Raw genomic sequence first — 19,896 nt, forward strand, 5'->3', positions numbered from 1 at the left:
GGCGTATGGTCTGTGACGTGGCGTCCCCGATCCGTCAGGAAATGTCGGTAACCATCTGTGATCTCGCGGTTGACCACCACATTTCTGGACATTGACTGCCGCAACTTGTTGGCCGCCGGACCGTCTCCTTGAACGGCGTGCTCCCAATACCCGTTCGCAGCCAAGCTAAGATTCAACATTGTTCGGTAGACCTCGGTACTCTCCCCAGGCACTGCCCTGGCCTGGGCAACATACTCACGTAAGTTGCCGAGCAGGAGCACGCGAAGATACCGCTGCATATGGCCATGATGATCGCCGCTGAACGTCGCAACTTTCCGACTTTGCATAAGGAGAGGGTAGCGTCCACCTCAGAACTTGGCCGGTTCTCGACTCGCGAGTTTCTAGGCTTTTCACATCAATGCTGCCGGATATCGCATCGGCCCTCACCGAGCAATCCTTCCGCCAGGCGACGCGACTGGCAAAATGGCCCTATGAGGTCTGCAGACAGCGATACGCCCTGCTACCGTGAGTACATGCCACTGATTTTTCTCGTGTTGGCCGCGTTTTTTGGCTATCAGGCTGTGCACCTGTTCACAGGTATCTAGCCGTCTGCTCAGCTAGGGTCACTCGACACATTCGTCCTGCTGCCCGCCGTCGCATACGCCGCGGCAGACAGCTCAGCCCACTCATGGCGACATCCAGGCACGCACATTACGGCCGCCTGGGCCACGGGGTGCGCCGTTGTCGTTCTCGTGGTGGCTCCGCGCCTGCTCGGCTGATAGCGCGTCAATATCACTCGCGCCCGACCTTGAACGCCGGCAACCAGCGCACACTGTCTGGCGTGACGAGTACTCCCTCCGCCGGCCAGCACGCCATGCTTGACCCTGTCATCCCCGCCGGGCGGACCCGGTAGACCACTTCGGTGAGGCCCTCACCCAGCTGCTGGGCGTACGCAGCATGCAGTTGCAGAAAGACGACCTGAGCCCCACGCCGCCAGTCTGGGCCGGCCACCTCGCGAATGGCGTAGCGCGAGAGCAGATCCATGGCGGCATTCAAGGCCTGCTGCCCAGGCTGCACCGGCCGGGCATATGCCTGGCGGTTGCCCTAATCTCCAGGAGGTCACGCCCCTGCTGCTGCGTCTGATTCAGGACGGTCTCTGGCGTCAGCACCCACAGAGCTTCCAACGCCAGGCGCGTGTAAGGGTCGGCATGATGCGCCCGCGCCGGATCCAGGCCATACAGTTCCGCCGGGTCGATGGCGGAGACCCCTACCTGAAGTCTGGGGTTCAGCGGATAAATGTCCACGGTGATCAGACCTCGGTCGCTCATGTCTGGGGACGGCTCTGGACAGGCCTCACTTTTTCTTGGCCGGGCGCCCTGCTTTCTTGGCGGGCGCCTTCTTCCGGCTGTTGCCCAAGGCTTGGCCCTTGGCGTAGGAGGCTTCGATCTTCCGGCGAGTTTTCTCCGCAAGAGCCTTGAAATCCACCAGCCCGGCTTCAATGGCTTCCACACTGGGTTTGGGCGTCCGGGCACCGCGACGGCCTTCATTCAGGGCGGCGTTCGTTTCCGCAAACCATGCCTCGAAGGCTGGGGTCGGCTCAAAGACCATGTCCCGCACCGTTTTGGCATAGGTCTCGTCTTTGCCCCGGCGCCGGAATTGCTTGGGCAGCTCAAAGCGCTCGGGCAGGTCGGCCGCATCGAAGGCCCCGACGCGGACGGCGTCACGGAACAGCCGGATGAACGCGTCACTGCGCTGGGGGTTGCTCAGGGCCTGCACCTGCTCACTGAGTTTGATGTAGGGCATGGCAGGCATCGTACGTCACCCCACCACAGGGGCGCTTGACGCGGAACCAGCGCGCCCCCACCCTGAAGGCATGACCGTCATAGGCGCCCATCACGTCCAAGAAGCGTCTGTGCACAACCAGCAGACCTTCGACACCTGCATCGCCACCACCCTGCGCCTCCTGGCCACCATCGAGTTCGCCCCAGTGGTCGGTGATGAGCCACTCACGCCGGACCTGCTGGACGCGTATGCGACCGAGATTGAACGGCATGCTCAGGACCTCGCCGCGCTGGCGGGCTTCCCGCACACCGATGTCATTGGCTACGGCCGCGATTGGTACCAGGAAGTCAGCCGGGCCCGCCGCGCGCCTCTGCAGGCCGCCTACCATGCTATTCACTCCGCCGCCTGGCTGGGCCTGGAGCAGGGCGCCACGACCGCCGGGATGCTTGCCGGGGTAGCGGCCGCTGTGAGGGACCTGGCTGGCCAACACGGGCGATTGACGAACTGATTCGTTGCCTGACTGGGGCATCATCGGGCCATGAAGCTGCTCCTGTTGTCAGCCACGCTCCTCACTCCGGGTGCAGCCGCCCCTGCTCAGCCCACGTGTCTGTCGGCCGAGCTGATTCTCCCGGCCGCGCTGCCCCGCACCGCCGCTCTGCCCGTCAGCTTTGTGCTGCGCAATAACCGGGCCACGCCGTTTGAAGGGGGCGTGAGCGAGTGCAGCGTCAACTACCGCCTGCTCGACCGCGCGACCGGGCGGCAACTCTGGCAGTTCCGCACCCCCGGCATGGCCTGCAAGACGGTGCTGGGCCCGCAGGTGCGCCTCCTGCCGCAGAGTGCGGGTGAGGTCTACCGGCAGACGCTGTACGTTGGCGCGTCGGCTACCCAGGCACCGGCCCGCCTTAAGCCTGGCGCTTACACGTTGATTGGCAGCCTGGAGATTACGGGAAAGACACCCGCGTTCAAAGCCATGACCCTCACCACCAAGCCCACGCATTTCGATGTGCCCTAGTTCAACGCTGGGTCCACAGTTGGCCGATGGCCTGCACCAGCCAGGTGTGCTGCTCTGTCAGGAGGGTGACGGTCCGCTCCCAGGTCCGGGTCAAGCAAAGCCACGAGTGCCTTACTTTCTCCGGTCAATTTCCCATGTCGCTGCTTTGTCCAGAATGTGAAGCCGCTCGGAATCCTTCAAGATCTGGGCGATCACTTCTTCCAGGGCCCGGTACTGTACGACCACGAAGACGCGGGGCTCCAGGCGGGATTCTCCCAGAATGAAGCTATTCAGATCTGTCACCGCAGATGACGCCCGCAGTGGCTCCAGCACGTCCCCAAATCCCTGCGCCACCAACGCCGCGTCACTCAGTTCCTCCTGGATCCGGCGGGTGGCATGACGCTGGAAGGCACCGTCTGGTGGCGCGTCGAGAAACACGTACGGCTGCGGCACGCTGACCTCATCCGGATGCCGAGCCGCTTCGAACGCTTCCAGGGTCAACTGCGGCTTCAACACCCGCAGTTCTGCCGTGGTCACGATCAGGCACACGCCGACCGCAGGCAGTCTCGGCAGGTCCGCACCGAAATGCTTTACATCGCTCACGCGCTGAACCGTCCATTCCAGGGACTGCTCCAATGACGCGTAGCGGAGTTGCGCCGCAGCCTCGTTTGGGCCTTTTGGCGCCACATTGCCCGCCTCAGCAAGCTGCAGGCCACGGTGCACCATCAGTTCCTGGGGGTAGAGGTCGTAGGCGCCCAGGGTAGACACACTGGATTGGGTAAAGAGATCTATCCCTTTGAAATACGTCGGGAGGTGTTGATTGAACGGCGCCTCATCCTCGTTCGGAACGAAGATCCATTGCGTCCCACGCGTACGGTACTTACACTCCACCAGCAACGACAGCACCAGCCCCTTCTCGTCATCCCGGTGAACAGCGCGCAGGTCCACGGAGAACGTGATGTCCTCGCTCCGCTCATTGCGCCGCAGATAGCTGTATTCCACCTGCACCTTCAAGCCCAGGCGTTTGAGCACCCCGGCCACCGAATGTTCAAGCGGAAGACCGGATTTCTGCAGCGCGGTCTTCCAATTCTTCTTGCCGCCCCCGGGGGGCGAGGGTGATCCTGCGGCGTCGGTCACCACTTCACTCTACCGAGTGACGAGCACCCCAGTGTTCTCAGCATGAGCCCGCCTGTTCTCGCCACACCTGCCTTTCCGCTTGTCAGCGGGCGGCCCTGCACATTACGCTGAGGTTGGCTCTGGTTCGCCGCCCGTCAGCCCGCCGCCTATTTGGCGCATGGTGAAGTGCGAGCCTCATGCAGGATCACCCTGAATCAGCCTCTCCCGGAGTGCGGTCAGGGAACGCGGGCACCCCTGACCACCGGCACTCCCGGAGGGCCACCCATGCATCACAAAACCCTGGCCACGCGCCTCAGCGCCCAGCTGCACGCCCACCCCTTCAACCTGAAACGCGGACACGCTCTGGAATGCGTCGCGGCACTGCACGGCCTGCCCAATTGGGACACCCTGGCCGCCCGACCCAGGACAGCCATGCTGCCTCCAGCGCGCGCCGCTTTGGCGCTACGCGGTGCTCTGGACCGGTACGGTTGTCCGCTGTCGGAGGCGGCGGTGCATACACTCCTGGCCACCCTGCTGACGAAGGATGTGCCGCCTCCCTCATCCCCGCGCACCCTGAGCGTGTGGCGTGGCCTGCAGGTCCTCCCGGGCAGCGAGACCACCCTGTCCCCGTGGCCACTGCTTCCCCTGGCCGCGGACGTGGAACACCGGGCCACCAAGCGCCTTTCGGACGCCACCCACCTGAGCTGGGTGCGCGGAAAGGGGATCAAAAGCAATGGGGCACACGTGCCGGCGACCGGTCTGGTGGACGAGGGCACACAATTGGGCGCCTGGGCGGCCGCCCTGCTGGCGGCCGCGCCAGGAACCAGTCACCGCCTCACGGTGCAGCGGGAGGGCGCAGAAGTGACGCGCGTGGACCTGCGCCGCGGCATGAAGGCCGCCCCCACCCCTGAATGGTTCGTGCACGACTCAGAGCTGAACGTCGTGTATGGTCCGCCCCGCAGTGACCTGGCACGCCAGACCCTCGCCCTGGCGTACGCCCGTGCCCAACGGGGCACCGTGTTCCTGGTGGATACCCCAGCCCTCTTGGGGCGCGCCGGGCCAGCCCTGGCCGGCCCATGCCACCTGTTGCCCGATACCCCCGCTGGTGTGCAGGACTTACGGGCACGGGCCCATTGGCATCATTGGGTCGTGCTCAGCGCGCAGGCGGACAACGTCGCGGCGTACTGCGAAGCGGCGATGCAAACAGAAGCACGCGTCATTATTGCGGTACACGCCTCCACGCTGAATGTGGACGGCTTGCTCCAACACCTGCCTCTTTCGGACGAAGAGGTGGACTACTACGAGGTGGGCGACCGTGGGCAGGTCATCAGCCGCCATGGCGTTCGCAGTGAACTGGAGAGCGACACAGACGACTGGTGAATCGTGTTCGCCGCGCCACAGGGGTGATCAGGGCGCCCATTCGACCCAGGAGGGCCGTCATCACGGGGAATGGAGACGATCGCCAGCCTCCAGATCTGCTCACGGTCACCCCCTGCTGATGGGCTCAAACGAAGCCGCCCCCACATATCTTCTTGAGAGAATGCGCTGTTGAAGTGATCCTGGGGCAGTGTTAAACCACTGGTCCACGTGGATGGATGCTCTCCTTGATGCCACCTGGAGGACGTCCAGTCCCTTGGCCCGAGGTTCTTTTTCAACGGCCCAGGGGCCGCAGTGATTCTCCTGGTGACCAGGGGGTGATCTTCGCCGCCCGGCACTCGTTTCTCAACTGAAGCCCCACAGGATGCCAGATGAACCCGGGCTGATCGTCCGGATGCCTGAGCGCTTCCTGCCAGCGGCGACTGGCCCAGGCGGTCACGACCTGCACGCCCGCCACCCCATCCATGACGAACGCGCGGCCAGTCACTGAGTAGGTCTCCTCCCCCAGTGCGCTCACGCGGGTGAAATGCAGGCCGTCCGGCAAGCGCTCCACGATCAGGCGCAGGCGCCGGACGCCGGCGAGGGTGGTCTGTTGAAACTCACCTCGCGAATGCTCTTCAAAGCAGATGGGCACGGCGCCGGTGCTCAGCACCTCCTGTACCACCTGCCGCACCCCTGAATGCCATTCTTCTTCCGGCTCAGGGATGTGTTGGTGATGAATCCAGAATTCGGCGGCCGCACGCTCGTAGACCGTCGCCCCTGGGAGATGGGTCAGAGAGGGGGTAAACGGCACCTCCAGGCGAACCCAGGGTGTGACGGTCCAGGCATCCGGCTGCCACTGCACGAAGGTCAAGGGATGATGGGCCAGATTCGGAAAAAAGCGGGTTGCCTCCTCGCCCCCCCACCGGTGCAGATCAGCCTGCATGACCTCAACGGTCGCCCACCCCCGTTGGCGCAGCAGGCGCACCAGCCTGGCGAAAACCCCATGGGCCGACCAACGATGCGTCATCAGGACGTGGTCACGCTGCTGGCCTGCAAAAGCCCAGCCAGGTGCCAAGGTCACCAGCGCCCGGAGCCGCCACTGGTGACGGGTCAGGACCCACCGCTGCTGCGCTTTCGTGCACGCTGGCACCTGGACACGGCGCTGCTCCAGCCTCAACGCATGCGTGACCGCCTGCCGGTGCCACGTGAATCCAAAGTCCGTCCTGGCGGTATGGGCCATGAAGGCAGCATCGCCCTCAGGACTACTAAGGCTCCACTCATCCGCCACCGCCTCACCCAGGCAATTGAGGAAGGGGGACGGAGGTCTGCGTGACCGTGGCGCGGGCCGTCAGCACGAGGTGGCCTTCATCCAGCAGCCACTGCCGGCAGGTGTCCCAGAGACCGCCCACCTTGAGGCCGCCATGGTCCTGCTCCTGGAACACCCAGACCACTTCAATCTCGTCGTGCAGGTAGCTGTCGGTGCGGGCCTGCAGTTGGTGCAGGGTCAGGGGACTGAGTTGGGCTTCCACCGCCACGCGCGTGCCGTCCGTCAGGGTGATCAGGGCGTCGGCAATGCGGCCGAGGTGGGCAAAACGCACCTCGTATTCCAGTGAGGCCACCTGCTGCCCAAAGTGACGCCGGAGGGCTTCACCGGCGGCGCGTTTGAGCGCCTGATGCTGGGGACTTTCCTTCTCGCTCTCCGCTTCGAATGGACACTCGCTCGCTTCACGCTTGTGGGCGAAGTACCAGGCCCGGATCGCGCCCATGCGGGGGGTCATCGGTTTGGCGCAGAACTTGCACTGCCACGTCTGCGCCAGGATCTCGTCCCGGGTTCGTTTCTGGCGGAGGGTGGGCATATCCAGCGGCTTGGGGTCATGGCCGTCTCGGATCAGCAGGGCAGAAATCACGGTGCCCTCAGCGGTGGCGGCCGAACACACCCGGCGACTTCAGCGGATGCTGGACGCCCCAGTAGGCATCCCAGGTCGGGATGATGATGAGCGCGCAGAGCCACACCACACCCATGACGTCCCCGGTACTGGGCACGAACCAGCCGATCAGGAAAGGGGCCAACAGCCCCAGGAGCAGCACCGCGCTCCCACCTCGGGTCGAGCGCAGCCAGTGCACGTCGCGGCCCAGGCCTCGCCACGCCACCCAGGCGGCCACCACCCAGCCGATCAGGCGGGTGAGCATCCAGGTCTGCATGGACGGCGTCCAGGCATCGGCCAGGGTGTACAGCACCAGGTACAGGCTGAACAGCGCGCCGGACAGCACCACCAGGGACCTGGAGGCGAGCAGCATCAGCCGGTCTGCGCGCTTGACGGTGCCCCTTTGGGTGTCGGGGGCCTCGTAGGAGGCGCACAGGCCAATCACCTCGGGGAGATGCGAGAGGGCGCTGAGGAGAGGATGGGGTTGGGTTTCGCACACGGCCAGCCAATCGCGTTCGTAGTCTGCCCGGATGGGTCGGGGCAGGGGGAGGCAGAGGAGGGCCATGAGTCGGTCGAGGGTGGGATTGGCGGGCATCTGGTCTCCTTTGCGTTCAGCCCAGAACGAGGCGGCCGGGCAGTCGGGGGGCGTCTTTGAGTTCGGCTTCGGCGAGCGCCCGACCTTCTGAGGTCAGCTGGTAGTACCGGCGTTTGCGGCGGCCCTCGACGGCTTCATCGATGTCTTCGAGGGCACTGGTGAGATAGCCGGCCCGGGTGAGTCGCTCAAGGGCCGGGTAGAGCGCCCCGTTGCTGACGTTGGCCGCGCGGGCGATTTCCAGGCCGTAATGCTCGCGGTGGGGGTCGGCGTACAGCACCCCCAGGATCCGGAGGATGGTCAGGGACATTCTGAATTTACCCATGGTCTTAGTATGACACTCCCCCCATGGTCTTAGTCAATGACTGGAGTCCGGTTGACGCGACCGCCAACTTTACCAAGCGCGACTGTTGAGTGCGCCCAAAAGCTCAAAAGTGCGCCCAGCGCTGGATCTGAACAGGCTATGTGCTGCCCTTTGCTTGTGGTCCGTTCGCGCTGGGCGCACAGGTCGTAGAATCTTTCTTACGAAAGATAGCCTATAGGCAGTTATATTTCAGTCTATAGACTTATATTTCAGATAGTCTAGAGGCGATGAAATGGTCTGACATTGAAACCACCCTGAAGGCTGCCATCCGAGAGAAACGGGGGGCACAAAGCGAAATTGCGCGCCGCCTTGGCATCAAGCCTGGGAGTGTCGCCAACTATGTGAGCGGCTCGAACAGCATCCCCACGCCCCATCTCGACACGATTCTCACCGTCATGGGCATGACCCTCCACTTGGGCGACGCCTCCACGGTTGATATCCGCAATTTCCTGATTCAAATGAGCGAACAGCCTGACCAGCAGTTCTTCGATTCCAGCGGACAGGGCCGCCATGTCTATCACTATGGCGAAACCGAAATTGCGGGCGTCACCGACCTGGTGTGGTACAGCCCAGGGCTCTGGTGGGTCAAACTGCGCCACCCGAAATTTCGTGCTCACACGCTTGGCACCCTGCAACATACCGGTGAAACCGTCCTCGCAGACACCTATCACGTGCTTGACGGACCGTTCAAAGGGTACGGGGTGGCTGTCTCCGCCAATCTGATTCACCTGTGGGCACCAGGCTTGCCCGGCACGCCCGAACATCCGGCCCCTTACCTCAACTGACACCTTGACTTTCGGGGTCCTCCTCCACGGCACCAGCAGCACCACTGTCCAACACGGCTGCATTTCTCCTGACCCTGAGCCGTTAGCGCCTTCTCGAAGAGTGTGAACGCTGTGCCTCCTCTTGAAGAGCCATCAGAGCGGCAACTCTCTACTTCACGTGAGACCGTGTGGACCCGCAGGTCCACCGCCGGGTAGTAACCACATTCGCCCGAAAACACCCGTTAAGAGTGTCTTTACTGTCCTACTGGAGTTTTTAAGGTGAGAGAAGTTCAGAGGTTGTTGAATAGCCACACCTCGAACTGTAGGCCGCACATCATATGTAGCTGATGCTAGAGCGGTCACAAAATCGCACGAAGCTCGCGGGCAACACAACAAAGCGAACTGGTTTCCTTCCAGTCCTAGATTCTCTCTGCGCGCTCAAATGCCACCCTAAAGCGTGTTGGGAGTTGACTAACACAGCATTGAGGCAGTTTCAGCCTAACGTAATTGCTACCAAACCCACAGGTACTTAACATATAAGTTTACAAAATTCAACTTATATGTTAACCTAGCAGCATGCCGCCGGTGAACCCCATCCCAAACTTCGACCAGCGCGGTTTGCTGCCAGCTGGCGATTACCACGTAACCTTTGACCAGATTCGGCACTTCCACCTTGTTCAGGGTGACGGTTCAAGCGCGACGTGGGACACAACCTGGCGGCGGAGTTTGGTTGATCACTGCGAGGTAATGGTGCGACAGTTGTGGGCAGCCGGGGTCACCACGATCGTGCTCGACGGCTCATTCGTTGAGGCCAAAGACCGCCCCAGCGACATCGACGGCTATTTCGAGTACGACGTGAACGGGTTGGCGATACTAGTGGCGCGACTCAACGCAGGTGATCCTGAGCGAATTTGGGACTGGAATCCGAACAGACGCACGCTGGATGTCGCCACTGGGAAACGTCAGCTGCCGATGTGGCATCGCCATCACGTGGAGTTGTACCCGCATGTCGGACAGCCTTCTGGCATTCCCAACCGCCACGGGCATCCTCAACTTTTTCCCGCCGCCTTTCGGCAACAGCGTGGCACGTACGAACCCAAAGGCGTTCTGGTCGTGGTTCAACCACAAGGAGGAGTGCAATGATCAGGAACGACACAGAGTACAAGCGGGTTCTGCAGCAGATTGAGGAGGGCCGGGCCCACTTCCACGCCCAGCGGGCCAGTTTTCAGGAGCAAGGCGTTCCCGTAGAAGCTGCAGACATCGCGCTTCAAGCCACCGAGAGTTTCCTCCTGGGTCTGGAAGAGGACGCGGCGGCGTATCTGAACGCCAAGAGCGGTCACCTCACCCCCCTGGGCGACCTCAAGCACATCGGGCGCTGGCTGATTCATGCTCGCATCGCCCGCGGGCTTTCACAAAGGGAGCTGGCCGAGCGCCTCCAGGTTTCCGAGGCACAAGTCTCCCGCGACGAGCGTAATGAATATTCGAAGGTGGGGGTTGACCGCGCGCAGGCAATTCTCGACGCGATGGGTGTTGCATTACGCGTTGTAGAAGATCGGCATACAACTATTCCCACTGCGGAGAGTGCCGCCTACACCATCCCATTTGAAACTCACAGCGTACCTTCCTCTGAGGTGGACAGCGAGCTGTACCGCATCGCTGGGAATTTTCGAGCCAAGAAGAACCTATCGCCTGAAAAGACACGTCAGATTGCTCACGCCCTGAATAACCTGCTCAACACGCTTGCTGAGGACGACAGTCCAGCGGTACGACAGGAGTAGTCTTATGGCCAAGACCGCCCCACCCTTCACGCATGACCATCTTGAACACCTTCAGCAGAATGCCGACGTGCTGCGTGCCCAGGTGGGAGCCGGTCCAGACGGGCCAGTGGATGCTTTCGCCCTAGCGGCGGTCTTCGGTGCCCGTATCGAGTACCTGGATGGAGACGTCGACCCGGGTGATTTTTCGGGCATGGTCACCATGCACGCGGGCCAGCCCGTGATCGTACTCAACCGGAACATGTCTGCTGAGCGCCGGAATATTACCCTGCTTGAGGAGCTGTGCCACTTGCACTACCGGCATCCGGTAGAGGAATGGGACGACCAGGGGCGGCAGCACACCAACGTAACCGAGTCGGAGGCGTATCAGACTGGGGCTGCCGTGCTGCTGCCCGCCATCGTCGTGGCCAAAGCCGTATACAAGAACCGCGCCGCTGCCGACGTGGCCCGTGAGTATGGAGTAAGCAAAGAACTATTCGAGATGCGCGTCAAGGTGCTGGGTCTGTGGCCCCACTATCAGGGGAGGAAGGCCGCATGATACCCGCTATCCAGAATTCGGTGGAAACAATGCTTCTGAGACGTTGGGAGGCCACCCGGCCCGAATCTCTGCGTGAGTTTGACCAGATTCCCATGGTGGGAACAGACCTTGTGGAGAGTGTCAAGGTCGCGGCCCGGCGGCTGGCCGACCGGCGCGTCGTCTTCATGGGCGACCATGATGGCGTCAGTGTACTCATCGGGATGTTCGCCTCCCGTGGCCTTGTACCGGCACCTAAACGCATGCACCTGCTTGATTTCGATGAGCGCCTTCTTGATCGGGCCCGACTGATAGCGACCGAATACGGCTTTTCGCACCTGCTGAACGCCGAGTTATACAACGTTTTTGATATGGTGCCTGCCCATCTCATTGGCGCTTTTGACGCCTACTATACGAATCCACCGTACGGGATGAGCAATGACGGCGAGAGCGTGAGGTTGTTCATGGCCCGCGCCATGGAGATGGCGAATGCCCCGGGGTCGCTGGGGCAGGTCGTCTTGCCCTGCGATCCGCAGCGGCCCTGGACCCAAAACGCTGCTGCCCGCACCACGCAATTTGCCGAGGCGTACAGTTGGGACGCCATAGAAATGCTCTGTGAGCGGCACGGCTATCATCTCGACGACGATCCACAGTTACGGTCAGCGCTGCTGACGCTTCATGCGCGAGGGGGAAACCGGCTACCTCTGCCGTGGCAAGGTAGAGACGTGCCTCATCAAGAGATTCCCTATTTCTACGGCCGGTCCGTTGCGCCGCCCTATCCCCGCTACATCTTGAGCGACGGTCAGCGTGTACAGTCAACGCAGGTGGCGTCCTAGTGCAGCCGGAGCCAACAGCACCTGCCACTTGGATTTTCCAGGCCAACCCCCAGCAGTACGATATCGCCGCTTCACTGGCTGCAGAGCGGGTGGAGTTGTGGAACTTACGTCAACACGCATCGAAAGTGAAATTGGGCGACCGGGTGTTGGTGTGGATTTCAGGCCGGAAGTCCGGCATTTATGCGGTGGGCGAGGTCATCAGCGCTCCTATGGATCAACCGGATTCCACTGTGGGACGGCGTTACTGGAAGTCCGCAGGCGGGCATCAGGTCTGGCCACGCGTCGAGGTGCGCTACAGCCAAGTGCTACTCGACCGCCCGCTCTACAAGAAGTACCTGGAGTTCGATGCAGCGCTAACTCAGTTGGCGATCCTCCGTCAGCCCCGGGGCACAAACTTCGCTGTGTCAGCGAACGAGTGGGAGGCGTTGAACAGTTGGCTGTCGAGTTAGCCCCTAGACGCGGTGCTCATGAGGGCATGAAATTGTGTCAGATATGGATGTAGAGGTACTGCAACGGGACCTTCGCCGGTTCTCGGAGCGTCGGGGCTGGGGTCGCCACCACAACCCCAAGAGTCTGGTAATGGCCCTCACTGTAGAGGTCGCTGAATTGGTAGAGCACTTTCAGTGGCTTACGGAAGATGAGTCGTTTCACCCTACCGATCTGGAAGGTGTACAGGAAGAGGTGGCCGACGTCCTTATTTATCTGGTTCAAATTGCCGACCGGCTTAACATTGACGTTACTGAGGCCGTGACCCAGAAAATGAAACGCAACGCCGACAAGTACCCTGAACCGATGACTGCGCTGTGCGCTGACGGTGGGCCTTACTGTATGGTCGAACCGATGGGTAAATGAAGCCAACGCCATAGCGCCAAGTTCGCGGTCAATCGAGCGAAGCTGCAAACCCCGAGACTCTCTGCTTGCTCGATTGCCTCCCTAATGCCCGTTGAAAGTTGGTTGGCAGAACATTTGAGCGCTTAACGGGTATTTTCGGGCGAATGTGGTTATTACCCGACCGCCTGCCGCAGAGGGACGTTGAGATGTAACAGCAGAGGCGTGTCCCTCACTCCACGTGCGTCTGAAAACGGGCTAGGGCATGCCCAAAATGTGACCTCTACCCCTGGGCGACGATCCGCCGCTCCAAGCGGTCGCGGTCCTCAATTGCCTGTGACCTTCCCTGGTGATCCATGACCGAGAGGGTAAAGCCCTGGACCCCTGCCACTGCCCGCACCTGGAAGGGCTGGCCACCGTTCACGCACAGGGTGTCACCCACCTGCACCTCGCGCAGATCGTGGACTTGTTGCCAGACGCGCTGGCGAGCGTGCCACTGTTCATCTTCCAACAGGACGTCCAGTTCGGCCAGAAGATCAACCACGGGCCGTCCAGCCGCCACCGCTGCGCGAATGTCTGCCTGGGCTGCCTCTGGAAACCGGGTGCGCGCCCCCCGGAGGACCGCCTGCACTTCCCGCGCCAGCGAACTGTGCAAGGCCTTCAGGGCACCCTCGTCCAGGGTGGTGGGCCAATTCAGCGAAGGGGGTGGGGACTGCCGGGCCCGCAGGGCCGCCCCTTCCAGAGCGTCCCAGAAGGCCAGGTGGGCCTCGGTTGGTGTCAGGGTGGTCGGCAGACTGGCCCCGAAGGGAAATCCCGCCGGCAGGCGCGCTTCCAGCTGCGCTAGGCGTGGCTCCAGGCCCTCGCCATGCAGCCAGAGCCGGGCCCAGCTGAAGCGACCGCCAGTAGCCTGCGGCGATGAACCGGAAAGCGGCCAAGAGGGAGGGGCTGTGCGGCGTAGGCGCGCTCGGCTCCAACCAAACCGCTCGCTGACGATCTCCGGCAAGGTCGCCTGCGCCAGAGCGAACAGCACCGCCTGCCGTTCATCTTGCAGGTAGGCCCAGGTCACATCGTCTGGGGTGTGTAGCGCGGCCAGCACCCCAGGGCCTTCCTGTTCACATAGGGTGGCCAGTAGAGGCAGCAGTTCTGGCTCCTCAAAGAGCTCGCCGAAGTGTGGGCGGGCCCGTTCCAGGTCATGCATGACCTCGCCCTCATCAACGGCCGCCAGCTGATGATCCAGTGTCCGCAGGTTCAACACCGTGCCCGTGACGGGATACAGGGCCACATGAGCCTGGGCGGTCATCAGGGCTCTGTGAAGCACGGTCAGCCCTGCCCTCTCCATCTGGGCCAGGACCTGCTGGGCCTCACCTGGGGGCAGGGTCAGGCCGAGCCTAGCGAGACTCGCCTGGAGGCGCTCTTCGAGACCCAGCAGGGGGTTGACCACGCCTTTGCCCTGCTGAAGGGCGGCCGAGTAGTGGTTCCAACTGCGTTGGGCCGCTAACTGGGCGCGCAGCTCGATGGCCTGACTACGCTTGATGATGAGACCGCGCGCGTTCAATTCGTCCTGCAGCGCTTGGGCCTGGGTTTTGGCCAGTGCTGACCAGAGGGTGGCGAAAGGGGCGTCGTGGTGCATGGTCACTCCGGTCCAGGCGGACGGAAGCGTGGTTCCTGCGTTGCCCCGCTCCGCCTGGATGGGGGAGTGAGGAGGAAGAGTGTGCTTCAGAGGTGGTGCGCTGACCATTCGCCAAACCCCGGCAGGGGTGCAGGATGCAGGCTGTCAGTGAGCCTGAGCCAGTCAACCAGTCCAGCAGGTCACTGTCAAGCAAGATGCAGCATCGGTACTGAAGCCTTCTGCTCGCTCAGCGCCGGAGGTCCAAATTCCCTTGCACGGGCCCAGCGCCGATGGTGCCGGTCACCTGTGTGGACGTGACATGGGCCTTGAGCGACCCAAACGCCAGACCGTTGCCATCGACCAGCTGACCGGAGACGAAGGTCCCGCCGGTCTGTGGCCTGATCTCGCCCTGGAAGCCATAGGTGCCGAAGGGCGTCTCGACCTGCACCGTTTTGGGCTCGGAGAGCAGGTTGAGGTGCAGCGTGATGTTCGCGCTGCCAACGGCACCACTGGCCAGCCCCCGGTAAGTCCCGGAGCTCAACGCCTGGGACACCGGTGCGGCGCCAGCGGAGGGCCCCAGCTGGCCCTGGATGAGCGGCCACAGATAGAAGGCGGCGCCGATCACCAGCAGGGTGCCCAAGACCGCGCCCACCCCGCCCCCTGCTTTTGGTGGGGCGCCGGGTGCCGGCGAGGTGGCCACCGCCGACACAGCGGCCACCGGGCGCAGCAGCGCGCGGCGCAGGGTGCGCTTCTCCAGGGCGTGGCGCACTTCGTTGATCACGAGCAGCCCGCAAAGGGCCAGCAGGGCGTAAAGCACCTGATAGGGATGGAGCTGCACGTAACGCGCCAGTTCGGTCATGGACCTTCAGGGTACAGGAGGGCGCCGGCCCGCACATTCAGTGCCCTGGCTGTTTGACGCATGCGCCAACGTCACCACCCGTCTACCCTGAGGGCATGAGCCTACCTTTGCCGTCCTGGCATTCCATGCGTCGCGGGCGGGCCGCCTGACTCCCTGAGCCTGCTCAGGACCCGGCCTCGCCCACTCTGGCCCCGCGGTGGGGTGAACCCATCAAGAACCTGGTGCGCCTTGAGGGGGAAAAGCGCGCGGTGTTGCGCACAGCGGACGAGTTGCTGTACCAGGCCAAGGCCTTTGGCCGCAACCGCGTCGTGACGAACCTGGGGCGCGTGACGCACGCCGGAGACGAAGGCCAGCCGTTCGGCGCCCGGGTGGGGTCAACCACCTGACGCTCACCGCGCAACGCGTGAAGCAGGGCGTGTAGCGTTGGAGCGCGGAGGGGCCCGCCTCTAGAATGGGAAGTGCGACGGTGATGCTCTGCCGCAGCTCCCTCAGCGCCAACCGGTGTCCGCCGTCGTCCAAATCAAAATCATTGGCACCAGTTCTACACCTGCCTTGAGCGAATGCTCCTGCGCCGTCATGGACTTCTCGAGGCCTTGAACCGTCACTTGACCCCACTCACCCGCAGGTGGGCCATCTCCTGGCGCGGCGTCGTGCTGAACAACCGCGTGTACTCACGCGTAAATTGCGACGCGCTGGCGTACCCCACCTGCCGGCTGACCGCCCCCACATCCAGACCCGCGCTGTACAGCCGCCGGGCTTCTTGCAGGCGCACGTTCTTCTGAAATTGCAGCGGACTCAGCCCCGTCACCGCCTTAAGGCGGGCATGGAACGTCGACACTCCCATATAGCTGCCCTGCGCCAGCGCCTCAATATTCAGCGGGCATCGAAATGGTCCTGAATCCACGCAATGGCCCGCTCGATTTTCTGGCCGCTTATCCTCGCGTTGCCCTCCTCCAGCAACCTGCCATAAGTCACCGCGAATAGGGATTGACACAGAGCTACATCGCTACCAAGTTAGGATTCCCTCCCCTCAGCGCATAGCTTCGCCGATGAAAGGACTGGATCATTCCTCAGCGTGGTAAAATCGGCAGTGCGAATTGCGACGTTAGACCAGCTCCTAGACGCTCTTGATGGCCTATTTGCTGATGGCTCTGATTGGACTCGGCGAGAGCAGGACGACCCTTGGATTCGGATTTTCAGCCAGGATACTCACCCTCTGAATTCCAATCTTCCTGATGCCAATTTGGTCTCCTGGTTGAGGCAAGGTCTGCTTCCGTCCGGGGAGGCTCGGACGGCACTTGATCTCGGTTGTGGCTTAGGTCGCAATACTCGCTGGTTCGCTCGACAGGGATACCAAGCCACCGGCATCGACCTCTCCGCATATGCGGTCAATCAAGCGCAGGCGCGCTCCAACGAAGGAGATGTCACGTTTCTTGAGGGAGATGTCCTGCGCGAGCATATTTCTGGCGGGCCTTTTGATGTGATCTATGACTCAGGCTGCTTCCATCATCTTCCACCGCATCGGCGATTGTCTTATCTCCGGACCCTGGAGAAGGTTCTAAAACCTGGCGGATTGTTCGGTATCTGCACCTTTGCGTGGGGGCAGATGGGCAGTGAGGAAGACGATGTCACGCTCCTGCGCCAGGGACATCTTGAAGGCGGAATCGCGTACACCATGGACGATCTTCGCCAGGTCTTTTCTTCGTTGGAATTTTTGGAAGGTGGTGCTCTTCAGGTCGAGTCAGGTCAGACAGAAGAGGTCTTCGACATGCCGTTCCTCCATGCAGCGCTGTTCCGACGGCCTCAAGAACAGCAGGATGGAAGTTGAATCGCACAGCAGAGGCAAGGACCGGGTAGCGATCAGCCACTGAGGTCAATGAACTTTAGGTTGTGTGCCAGGACGCCCAGCGCGACCTTTAACCGCAGGCTGAGGTGCGTTTTCACCTGACCCCAACGCAGTCCCGCACCAGCAAGGACAGAGAAGGCAGACTCGATCGCTTTCCTCGCGGCCCCGTATTCTTTCAGCCTGTCTGGCATTGAGTTTGAAAGGTGTCAGGCATGTCCCTGACTGATACCCCTTATCTCCGATTTGTTTTGGGCCACCATAGAAGGAAAGCCTGGGAAATGATGGAGCTTCACAAAGCGCCACCAGCGGCTGAAATACGGCGCCTTGTGCAGCTTCTGAAGCAGTGCGACTGCCAGCAGGTCAGCATCAGAGAGCTTCTCGTGGGAATGGATGAGCTTGGGCGGAATGTGCGGCTGAATCCAGCGGCTCAGCAGGGTAACGGCAACACTCAGCGGTAGTAGAGTGAAGTCGGGACGGCCCATCACTGTACTTCGGGAAAATTCAAGGGCCGCTGAATAGGCCGGTACAGGGACAACACCGCGAGTAGCAAGCTGGAAGCAGACCTGCTGCCAGCTCATCTCGGATCGTTGGTACCGAGTCGCCTATGAGGTCATCAGGCTGGCTGAGCCGCAACCATTGGAGAAAGAGCAGGGCCACCATGCAGAGCAGAGCATGATGGTGTAACCCGCGCCATGAGCGGCCCTCAAAGTGATCCAATCCCACCTCCTGCTTCAATTCTCGATGGGTCAATTCACACGCCCACCGGCGCTTGGTTCCCTCAACGAGGTGATGAAGCGCCGTCTCGGGAGGGAGGTTACAGGCATAGTATTTCCGTTCGCCACCACGCCGTTCCTCCCCGATGATCCAGGCCGATTGACTTGGTAAGTGCTGACCTTGCCGATACTCCGTCCCATCAGCCAAGCAGACGTATTTGGCTGCGAAGCGGCCAGAGAGCGCGGCTTTCGTCCCCTGCCGCCACAAGACCTGATGCCAGACGGCATCTGCCAGCATCTCTTCCACGGTTTGACGTGGGTGAGACGGCGTCGGGTATTTAGATTGACGCCCGTGAACAGGTTTCAGGCTTAGTAAGAGTTGAACATCGGCGGGGTAGGCCTTTTGAGAACGATAGATACCCACGGACCAGTGAAGATTCCGGTCGCTTAACGCTTGCCGGAACGGCGCGTTGGCACCGTAGCCGGCATCGGCAAGCACCATGCCGAAGTTGAGGTGCGGGGAGACGCGGTCGAGTTCGTCAATGGCGACAGCCCATTTGCTCAGCGCGTGCTGGTGTTCCTCAGGAACACCAGCATCAACCATCCGCTGGGCGTTACCTGTCCAGTCACGGGGTAGAAAAAGGCGGAGACTGACAGGAACAGGAAGATCGTGTTGGGCTAGCGTGAGCGAGATCAAACATTGGCACTGGGTCAGTCCACCTACCTGTCCGGAGTACTGCTTGGTAACCCCGACCGACTTGGTTCCAGATTTGGTCAAGCAGGTGTCGTCGATGATCAGGACTGCACCTTTCCCGCCAAGCATTTGGTTGGCTCGCTGAAAGAGTAAGGGCTCGAGGGCGGCGGTGCTCCATGGGCTGTCCGTGATGAAATGCTGAAAACGATCCTCGTCGCCAGGTGCGACCAGATCGGCCATGGGAACTATACTTTTCCGGTGCGACACGCTGCACAGACCTTGAACGTAAAGTGCGGCGAGACGTCGTCTCGCCTTGTGGTGCAAATGGACCTGAAAGGGTTCGAACCAAGTCGGGAAGTGTCGGGTCCAGCGTGGCAGGTGACGACGCATAGGAGAAGGACAGCATCACCGATGCTGTCCTTGATGTCACCTTGCTGAATTTTCCCGAAGTACAGATAAGCACCGTCCCTCTCGCATCTTTTGAACCCGGAGTCAACCCCTATTCGCGGTAAATAGGTAGTGACGCTACAGGGTGGTGATCCTGATAGAGAGAGGGACTCTCTGCTCCTCGTTGTGGTGGGATAGCCAGCGCTCAACGCTGTGAGCGTTGGGACATCAGCGTGAAGGCTATGTAGCACTTCTTAGCGCCACGACTGCGGATCGCTAAGCCATCTGATCCGGATCAGATGTACTTTTACTGTATCGTTGGACTTTATGGTTCTGGGCGTCTGTCTCAGCCGCGCGGTGCTTTACAGGCTGTGAGAAGGGATTTGGTCTTGCCGCTGCTCGTAAAGGCATTAAGCTCCGCCTGCCCTTGATGCTCCCACCATTCCAGACCGTTCGGTGCTTGTGCCGGGCCGTACAGGCCAGCGTACCTTGACCCGCTCGCGCTGAGTGCTTCAGCCAGACCGTACTGTTTGCCCTGCCAATTCACGACCGCGAACAGGGGCCGAGTCGCAAAGCGGATATAAATCACATCAAGTTTGGTACCGCCTGAGCAGGTGTAATGCACAGTTCTATAGGTCATGGAGATAGGGGATGTTGCGGCAAGGGCGGGAGCGCTCAAACTCAGGGTTGCGGCCAGTGTCAGCAGGTGTCTCATCTCCTAGACCCTACAGTCGGGTGCGTTGCAGGCTCGTAACGGCCTCTGCCCCTCTTCACCGAATCAAACGCAGAGGCCTCTTTGCATCCAGGTTCCGGGATGCGAGGTGCTCCCGCTGGGCGGAGCGAGACTGAAGACCAATGAAGACTCGTAGTTCCGTTGCCCTTGATGTCGTCAAGGACGGAGTCAATGCCGGCTCAATCGGCTAGAGACCAGTGGCCTGATCAGGCCCGTGTCCCTTAAGGCCG

The 19,896-nt window shown here is 61.6% G+C and carries 26 protein-coding genes and 1 pseudogene; 12 read left to right on the forward strand and 15 right to left on the reverse strand.

Translation table 11 applies throughout. From position 1 onward, the window contains the following. From K7W42_RS18330 to K7W42_RS18345, 4 genes are all read right to left on the reverse strand, one after another. Positions 1 to 326, reverse strand: a 326-nt coding sequence (locus K7W42_RS18330; RefSeq protein WP_224576471.1) for a hypothetical protein, incomplete at its 3' end; no start/stop codon positions are given. Between the two features lie 445 nt (positions 327 to 771). Then, the gene (locus K7W42_RS18335) at positions 772 to 1,023 is read right to left on the reverse strand and encodes a hypothetical protein (protein WP_224576473.1); all 252 of its coding nucleotides are present in this window, start codon (positions 1,021 to 1,023) and stop codon (positions 772 to 774) included. Positions 1,024 to 1,031: 8 nt separating this feature from the next. Continuing rightward, positions 1,032 to 1,307, reverse strand: a complete 276-nt coding sequence (locus K7W42_RS18340) for a hypothetical protein (RefSeq protein ID WP_224576475.1) — start codon at positions 1,305 to 1,307, stop codon at positions 1,032 to 1,034. A gap of 25 nt (positions 1,308 to 1,332) precedes the next feature. After that, a complete protein-coding gene (locus K7W42_RS18345; RefSeq protein ID WP_224576477.1) occupies positions 1,333 to 1,782 on the reverse strand; it encodes a hypothetical protein in 450 nt (149 codons plus the stop codon). Positions 1,783 to 1,852: 70 nt separating this feature from the next. On the opposite strand from K7W42_RS18345, the gene K7W42_RS18350 reads away from it, so the two are divergent. After that, positions 1,853 to 2,269: a hypothetical protein gene (locus tag K7W42_RS18350; RefSeq protein WP_224576479.1), complete on the forward strand. Its 417-nt coding sequence runs from the start codon at positions 1,853 to 1,855 to the stop codon at positions 2,267 to 2,269. 30 nt (positions 2,270 to 2,299) lie between these two features. Further along, positions 2,300 to 2,773, forward strand: a complete 474-nt coding sequence (locus K7W42_RS18355) for a hypothetical protein (protein WP_224576481.1) — start codon at positions 2,300 to 2,302, stop codon at positions 2,771 to 2,773. Between the two features lie 111 nt (positions 2,774 to 2,884). On the opposite strand, the gene K7W42_RS18360 is transcribed toward K7W42_RS18355, so the two are convergent. Then, the gene (locus K7W42_RS18360) at positions 2,885 to 3,889 is read right to left on the reverse strand and encodes a hypothetical protein (protein ID WP_224576483.1); all 1,005 of its coding nucleotides are present in this window, start codon (positions 3,887 to 3,889) and stop codon (positions 2,885 to 2,887) included. A gap of 264 nt (positions 3,890 to 4,153) precedes the next feature. On the opposite strand from K7W42_RS18360, the gene K7W42_RS18365 reads away from it, so the two are divergent. After that, positions 4,154 to 5,248, forward strand: a complete 1,095-nt coding sequence (locus K7W42_RS18365) for a hypothetical protein (protein ID WP_224576485.1) — start codon at positions 4,154 to 4,156, stop codon at positions 5,246 to 5,248. Positions 5,249 to 5,519: 271 nt separating this feature from the next. Here the strand turns inward: K7W42_RS18365 and K7W42_RS18370 are convergent, their stop codons facing one another. From K7W42_RS18370 to K7W42_RS18385, 4 genes are read right to left on the reverse strand one after another with little or no spacing between them, the layout of a single operon-like run. After that, entirely contained in the window at positions 5,520 to 6,467 is a 948-nt protein-coding gene (locus K7W42_RS18370) for a hypothetical protein (RefSeq protein ID WP_224576487.1), read from the reverse strand. Between the two features lie 52 nt (positions 6,468 to 6,519). Next, the gene (locus tag K7W42_RS18375) at positions 6,520 to 7,134 is read right to left on the reverse strand and encodes a competence protein CoiA family protein (RefSeq protein WP_224576489.1); all 615 of its coding nucleotides are present in this window, start codon (positions 7,132 to 7,134) and stop codon (positions 6,520 to 6,522) included. 7 nt (positions 7,135 to 7,141) lie between these two features. Continuing rightward, the gene (locus K7W42_RS18380; RefSeq protein WP_224576491.1) at positions 7,142 to 7,747 is read right to left on the reverse strand and encodes a hypothetical protein; all 606 of its coding nucleotides are present in this window, start codon (positions 7,745 to 7,747) and stop codon (positions 7,142 to 7,144) included. A gap of 16 nt (positions 7,748 to 7,763) precedes the next feature. Continuing rightward, positions 7,764 to 8,069: a PadR family transcriptional regulator gene (locus K7W42_RS18385; protein WP_224576493.1), complete on the reverse strand. Its 306-nt coding sequence runs from the start codon at positions 8,067 to 8,069 to the stop codon at positions 7,764 to 7,766. A gap of 266 nt (positions 8,070 to 8,335) precedes the next feature. On the opposite strand from K7W42_RS18385, the gene K7W42_RS18390 reads away from it, so the two are divergent. The 7 genes from K7W42_RS18390 (at position 8,336) to K7W42_RS18420 (ending at position 12,849) form a co-directional block, all read left to right on the forward strand. Continuing rightward, positions 8,336 to 8,893, forward strand: coding sequence for a helix-turn-helix domain-containing protein (locus K7W42_RS18390; protein WP_224576495.1), 558 nt, complete (start codon positions 8,336 to 8,338; stop codon positions 8,891 to 8,893). Between the two features lie 555 nt (positions 8,894 to 9,448). Continuing rightward, positions 9,449 to 10,015, forward strand: coding sequence for a DUF6932 family protein (locus K7W42_RS18395; RefSeq protein ID WP_224576497.1), 567 nt, complete (start codon positions 9,449 to 9,451; stop codon positions 10,013 to 10,015). Next, positions 10,012 to 10,650 carry a helix-turn-helix domain-containing protein gene (locus tag K7W42_RS18400; RefSeq protein WP_224576499.1) on the forward strand — a complete coding sequence of 213 codons (639 nt, stop codon included), beginning with the start codon at positions 10,012 to 10,014 and terminating at the stop codon, positions 10,648 to 10,650. Before K7W42_RS18395 ends, K7W42_RS18400 begins: the two co-directional genes overlap by 4 nt. A gap of 4 nt (positions 10,651 to 10,654) precedes the next feature. Then, the gene (locus tag K7W42_RS18405) at positions 10,655 to 11,185 is read left to right on the forward strand and encodes an ImmA/IrrE family metallo-endopeptidase (RefSeq protein WP_224576501.1); all 531 of its coding nucleotides are present in this window, start codon (positions 10,655 to 10,657) and stop codon (positions 11,183 to 11,185) included. Then, positions 11,182 to 11,997: a bis-aminopropyl spermidine synthase family protein gene (locus K7W42_RS18410; RefSeq protein WP_224576503.1), complete on the forward strand. Its 816-nt coding sequence runs from the start codon at positions 11,182 to 11,184 to the stop codon at positions 11,995 to 11,997. Before K7W42_RS18405 ends, K7W42_RS18410 begins: the two co-directional genes overlap by 4 nt. After that, positions 11,997 to 12,446, forward strand: a complete 450-nt coding sequence (locus tag K7W42_RS18415) for an EVE domain-containing protein (RefSeq protein WP_224576505.1) — start codon at positions 11,997 to 11,999, stop codon at positions 12,444 to 12,446. Before K7W42_RS18410 ends, K7W42_RS18415 begins: the two co-directional genes overlap by 1 nt. A gap of 43 nt (positions 12,447 to 12,489) precedes the next feature. Beyond that, positions 12,490 to 12,849, forward strand: coding sequence for a nucleotide pyrophosphohydrolase (locus K7W42_RS18420; protein WP_255639471.1), 360 nt, complete (start codon positions 12,490 to 12,492; stop codon positions 12,847 to 12,849). Positions 12,850 to 13,108: 259 nt separating this feature from the next. On the opposite strand, the gene K7W42_RS18425 is transcribed toward K7W42_RS18420, so the two are convergent. Next, entirely contained in the window at positions 13,109 to 14,455 is a 1,347-nt protein-coding gene (locus K7W42_RS18425) for a glyoxalase superfamily protein (protein ID WP_224576508.1), read from the reverse strand. 226 nt (positions 14,456 to 14,681) lie between these two features. After that, positions 14,682 to 15,293 carry a hypothetical protein gene (locus K7W42_RS18430; RefSeq protein ID WP_224576510.1) on the reverse strand — a complete coding sequence of 204 codons (612 nt, stop codon included), beginning with the start codon at positions 15,291 to 15,293 and terminating at the stop codon, positions 14,682 to 14,684. A 248-nt stretch (positions 15,294 to 15,541) separates the two neighbouring features. Here K7W42_RS18430 and K7W42_RS18435 point away from each other — a divergent pair, with 248 nt between their 5' ends. After that, positions 15,542 to 15,679: a hypothetical protein gene (locus K7W42_RS18435; protein ID WP_224576512.1), complete on the forward strand. Its 138-nt coding sequence runs from the start codon at positions 15,542 to 15,544 to the stop codon at positions 15,677 to 15,679. Between the two features lie 215 nt (positions 15,680 to 15,894). Here K7W42_RS18435 and K7W42_RS18440 read toward each other — a convergent pair whose 3' ends face one another. After that, a complete protein-coding gene (locus K7W42_RS18440) occupies positions 15,895 to 16,137 on the reverse strand; it encodes a helix-turn-helix domain-containing protein (protein ID WP_157461584.1) in 243 nt (80 codons plus the stop codon). 246 nt (positions 16,138 to 16,383) lie between these two features. Here K7W42_RS18440 and K7W42_RS18445 point away from each other — a divergent pair, with 246 nt between their 5' ends. Further along, a complete protein-coding gene (locus K7W42_RS18445; RefSeq protein WP_224576514.1) occupies positions 16,384 to 17,121 on the forward strand; it encodes a class I SAM-dependent methyltransferase in 738 nt (245 codons plus the stop codon). A gap of 32 nt (positions 17,122 to 17,153) precedes the next feature. Here the strand turns inward: K7W42_RS18445 and K7W42_RS18450 are convergent. The 3 genes and pseudogenes from K7W42_RS18450 to K7W42_RS18460 all read right to left on the reverse strand — a co-directional run bounded on the left by K7W42_RS18450 (position 17,154) and on the right by K7W42_RS18460 (position 19,573). After that, positions 17,154 to 17,621 (reverse strand): annotated as a pseudogene (locus K7W42_RS18450) (hypothetical protein). Positions 17,622 to 17,640: 19 nt separating this feature from the next. After that, positions 17,641 to 18,936, reverse strand: a complete 1,296-nt coding sequence (locus K7W42_RS18455) for an IS701 family transposase (protein ID WP_157461583.1) — start codon at positions 18,934 to 18,936, stop codon at positions 17,641 to 17,643. Between the two features lie 343 nt (positions 18,937 to 19,279). Then, complete coding sequence (locus K7W42_RS18460; protein WP_224576515.1) at positions 19,280 to 19,573, reverse strand: MliC family protein; 294 nt, start codon at positions 19,571 to 19,573, stop codon at positions 19,280 to 19,282. Between the last annotated feature and the right edge of the window lie 323 nt (positions 19,574 to 19,896).

The organism is Deinococcus betulae (assembly GCF_020166395.1).
GTDB classification, from domain to species: domain Bacteria; phylum Deinococcota; class Deinococci; order Deinococcales; family Deinococcaceae; genus Deinococcus; species Deinococcus betulae.

Bases quoted from the DNA above. Each gene is read 5' to 3' on its own strand.
- K7W42_RS18370 (WP_224576487.1), bottom strand. From the start codon at position 6,467: ATGGCCCATACCGCCAGGACGGACTTTGGATTCACGTGGCACCGGCAG.
- K7W42_RS18410 (WP_224576503.1), top strand. From the start codon at position 11,182: ATGATACCCGCTATCCAGAATTCGGTGGAAACAATGCTTCTGAGACGT.
- K7W42_RS18455 (WP_157461583.1), bottom strand. From the start codon at position 18,936: ATGCGTCGTCACCTGCCACGCTGGACCCGACACTTCCCGACTTGGTTC.
- K7W42_RS18405 (WP_224576501.1), top strand. From the start codon at position 10,655: ATGGCCAAGACCGCCCCACCCTTCACGCATGACCATCTTGAACACCTT.
- K7W42_RS18365 (WP_224576485.1), top strand. From the start codon at position 4,154: ATGCATCACAAAACCCTGGCCACGCGCCTCAGCGCCCAGCTGCACGCC.
- K7W42_RS18395 (WP_224576497.1), top strand. From the start codon at position 9,449: ATGCCGCCGGTGAACCCCATCCCAAACTTCGACCAGCGCGGTTTGCTG.
- K7W42_RS18345 (WP_224576477.1), bottom strand. From the start codon at position 1,782: ATGCCCTACATCAAACTCAGTGAGCAGGTGCAGGCCCTGAGCAACCCC.
- K7W42_RS18350 (WP_224576479.1), top strand. From the start codon at position 1,853: ATGACCGTCATAGGCGCCCATCACGTCCAAGAAGCGTCTGTGCACAAC.
- K7W42_RS18340 (WP_224576475.1), bottom strand. From the start codon at position 1,307: ATGAGCGACCGAGGTCTGATCACCGTGGACATTTATCCGCTGAACCCC.
- K7W42_RS18355 (WP_224576481.1), top strand. From the start codon at position 2,300: ATGAAGCTGCTCCTGTTGTCAGCCACGCTCCTCACTCCGGGTGCAGCC.
- K7W42_RS18440 (WP_157461584.1), bottom strand. From the start codon at position 16,137: ATGGGAGTGTCGACGTTCCATGCCCGCCTTAAGGCGGTGACGGGGCTG.
- K7W42_RS18460 (WP_224576515.1), bottom strand. From the start codon at position 19,573: ATGACCTATAGAACTGTGCATTACACCTGCTCAGGCGGTACCAAACTT.
- K7W42_RS18430 (WP_224576510.1), bottom strand. From the start codon at position 15,293: ATGACCGAACTGGCGCGTTACGTGCAGCTCCATCCCTATCAGGTGCTT.
- K7W42_RS18385 (WP_224576493.1), bottom strand. From the start codon at position 8,069: ATGGGTAAATTCAGAATGTCCCTGACCATCCTCCGGATCCTGGGGGTG.
- K7W42_RS18380 (WP_224576491.1), bottom strand. From the start codon at position 7,747: ATGCCCGCCAATCCCACCCTCGACCGACTCATGGCCCTCCTCTGCCTC.
- K7W42_RS18425 (WP_224576508.1), bottom strand. From the start codon at position 14,455: ATGCACCACGACGCCCCTTTCGCCACCCTCTGGTCAGCACTGGCCAAA.
- K7W42_RS18390 (WP_224576495.1), top strand. From the start codon at position 8,336: ATGAAATGGTCTGACATTGAAACCACCCTGAAGGCTGCCATCCGAGAG.
- K7W42_RS18420 (WP_255639471.1), top strand. From the start codon at position 12,490: ATGGATGTAGAGGTACTGCAACGGGACCTTCGCCGGTTCTCGGAGCGT.
- K7W42_RS18400 (WP_224576499.1), top strand. From the start codon at position 10,012: ATGATCAGGAACGACACAGAGTACAAGCGGGTTCTGCAGCAGATTGAG.
- K7W42_RS18335 (WP_224576473.1), bottom strand. From the start codon at position 1,023: ATGGATCTGCTCTCGCGCTACGCCATTCGCGAGGTGGCCGGCCCAGAC.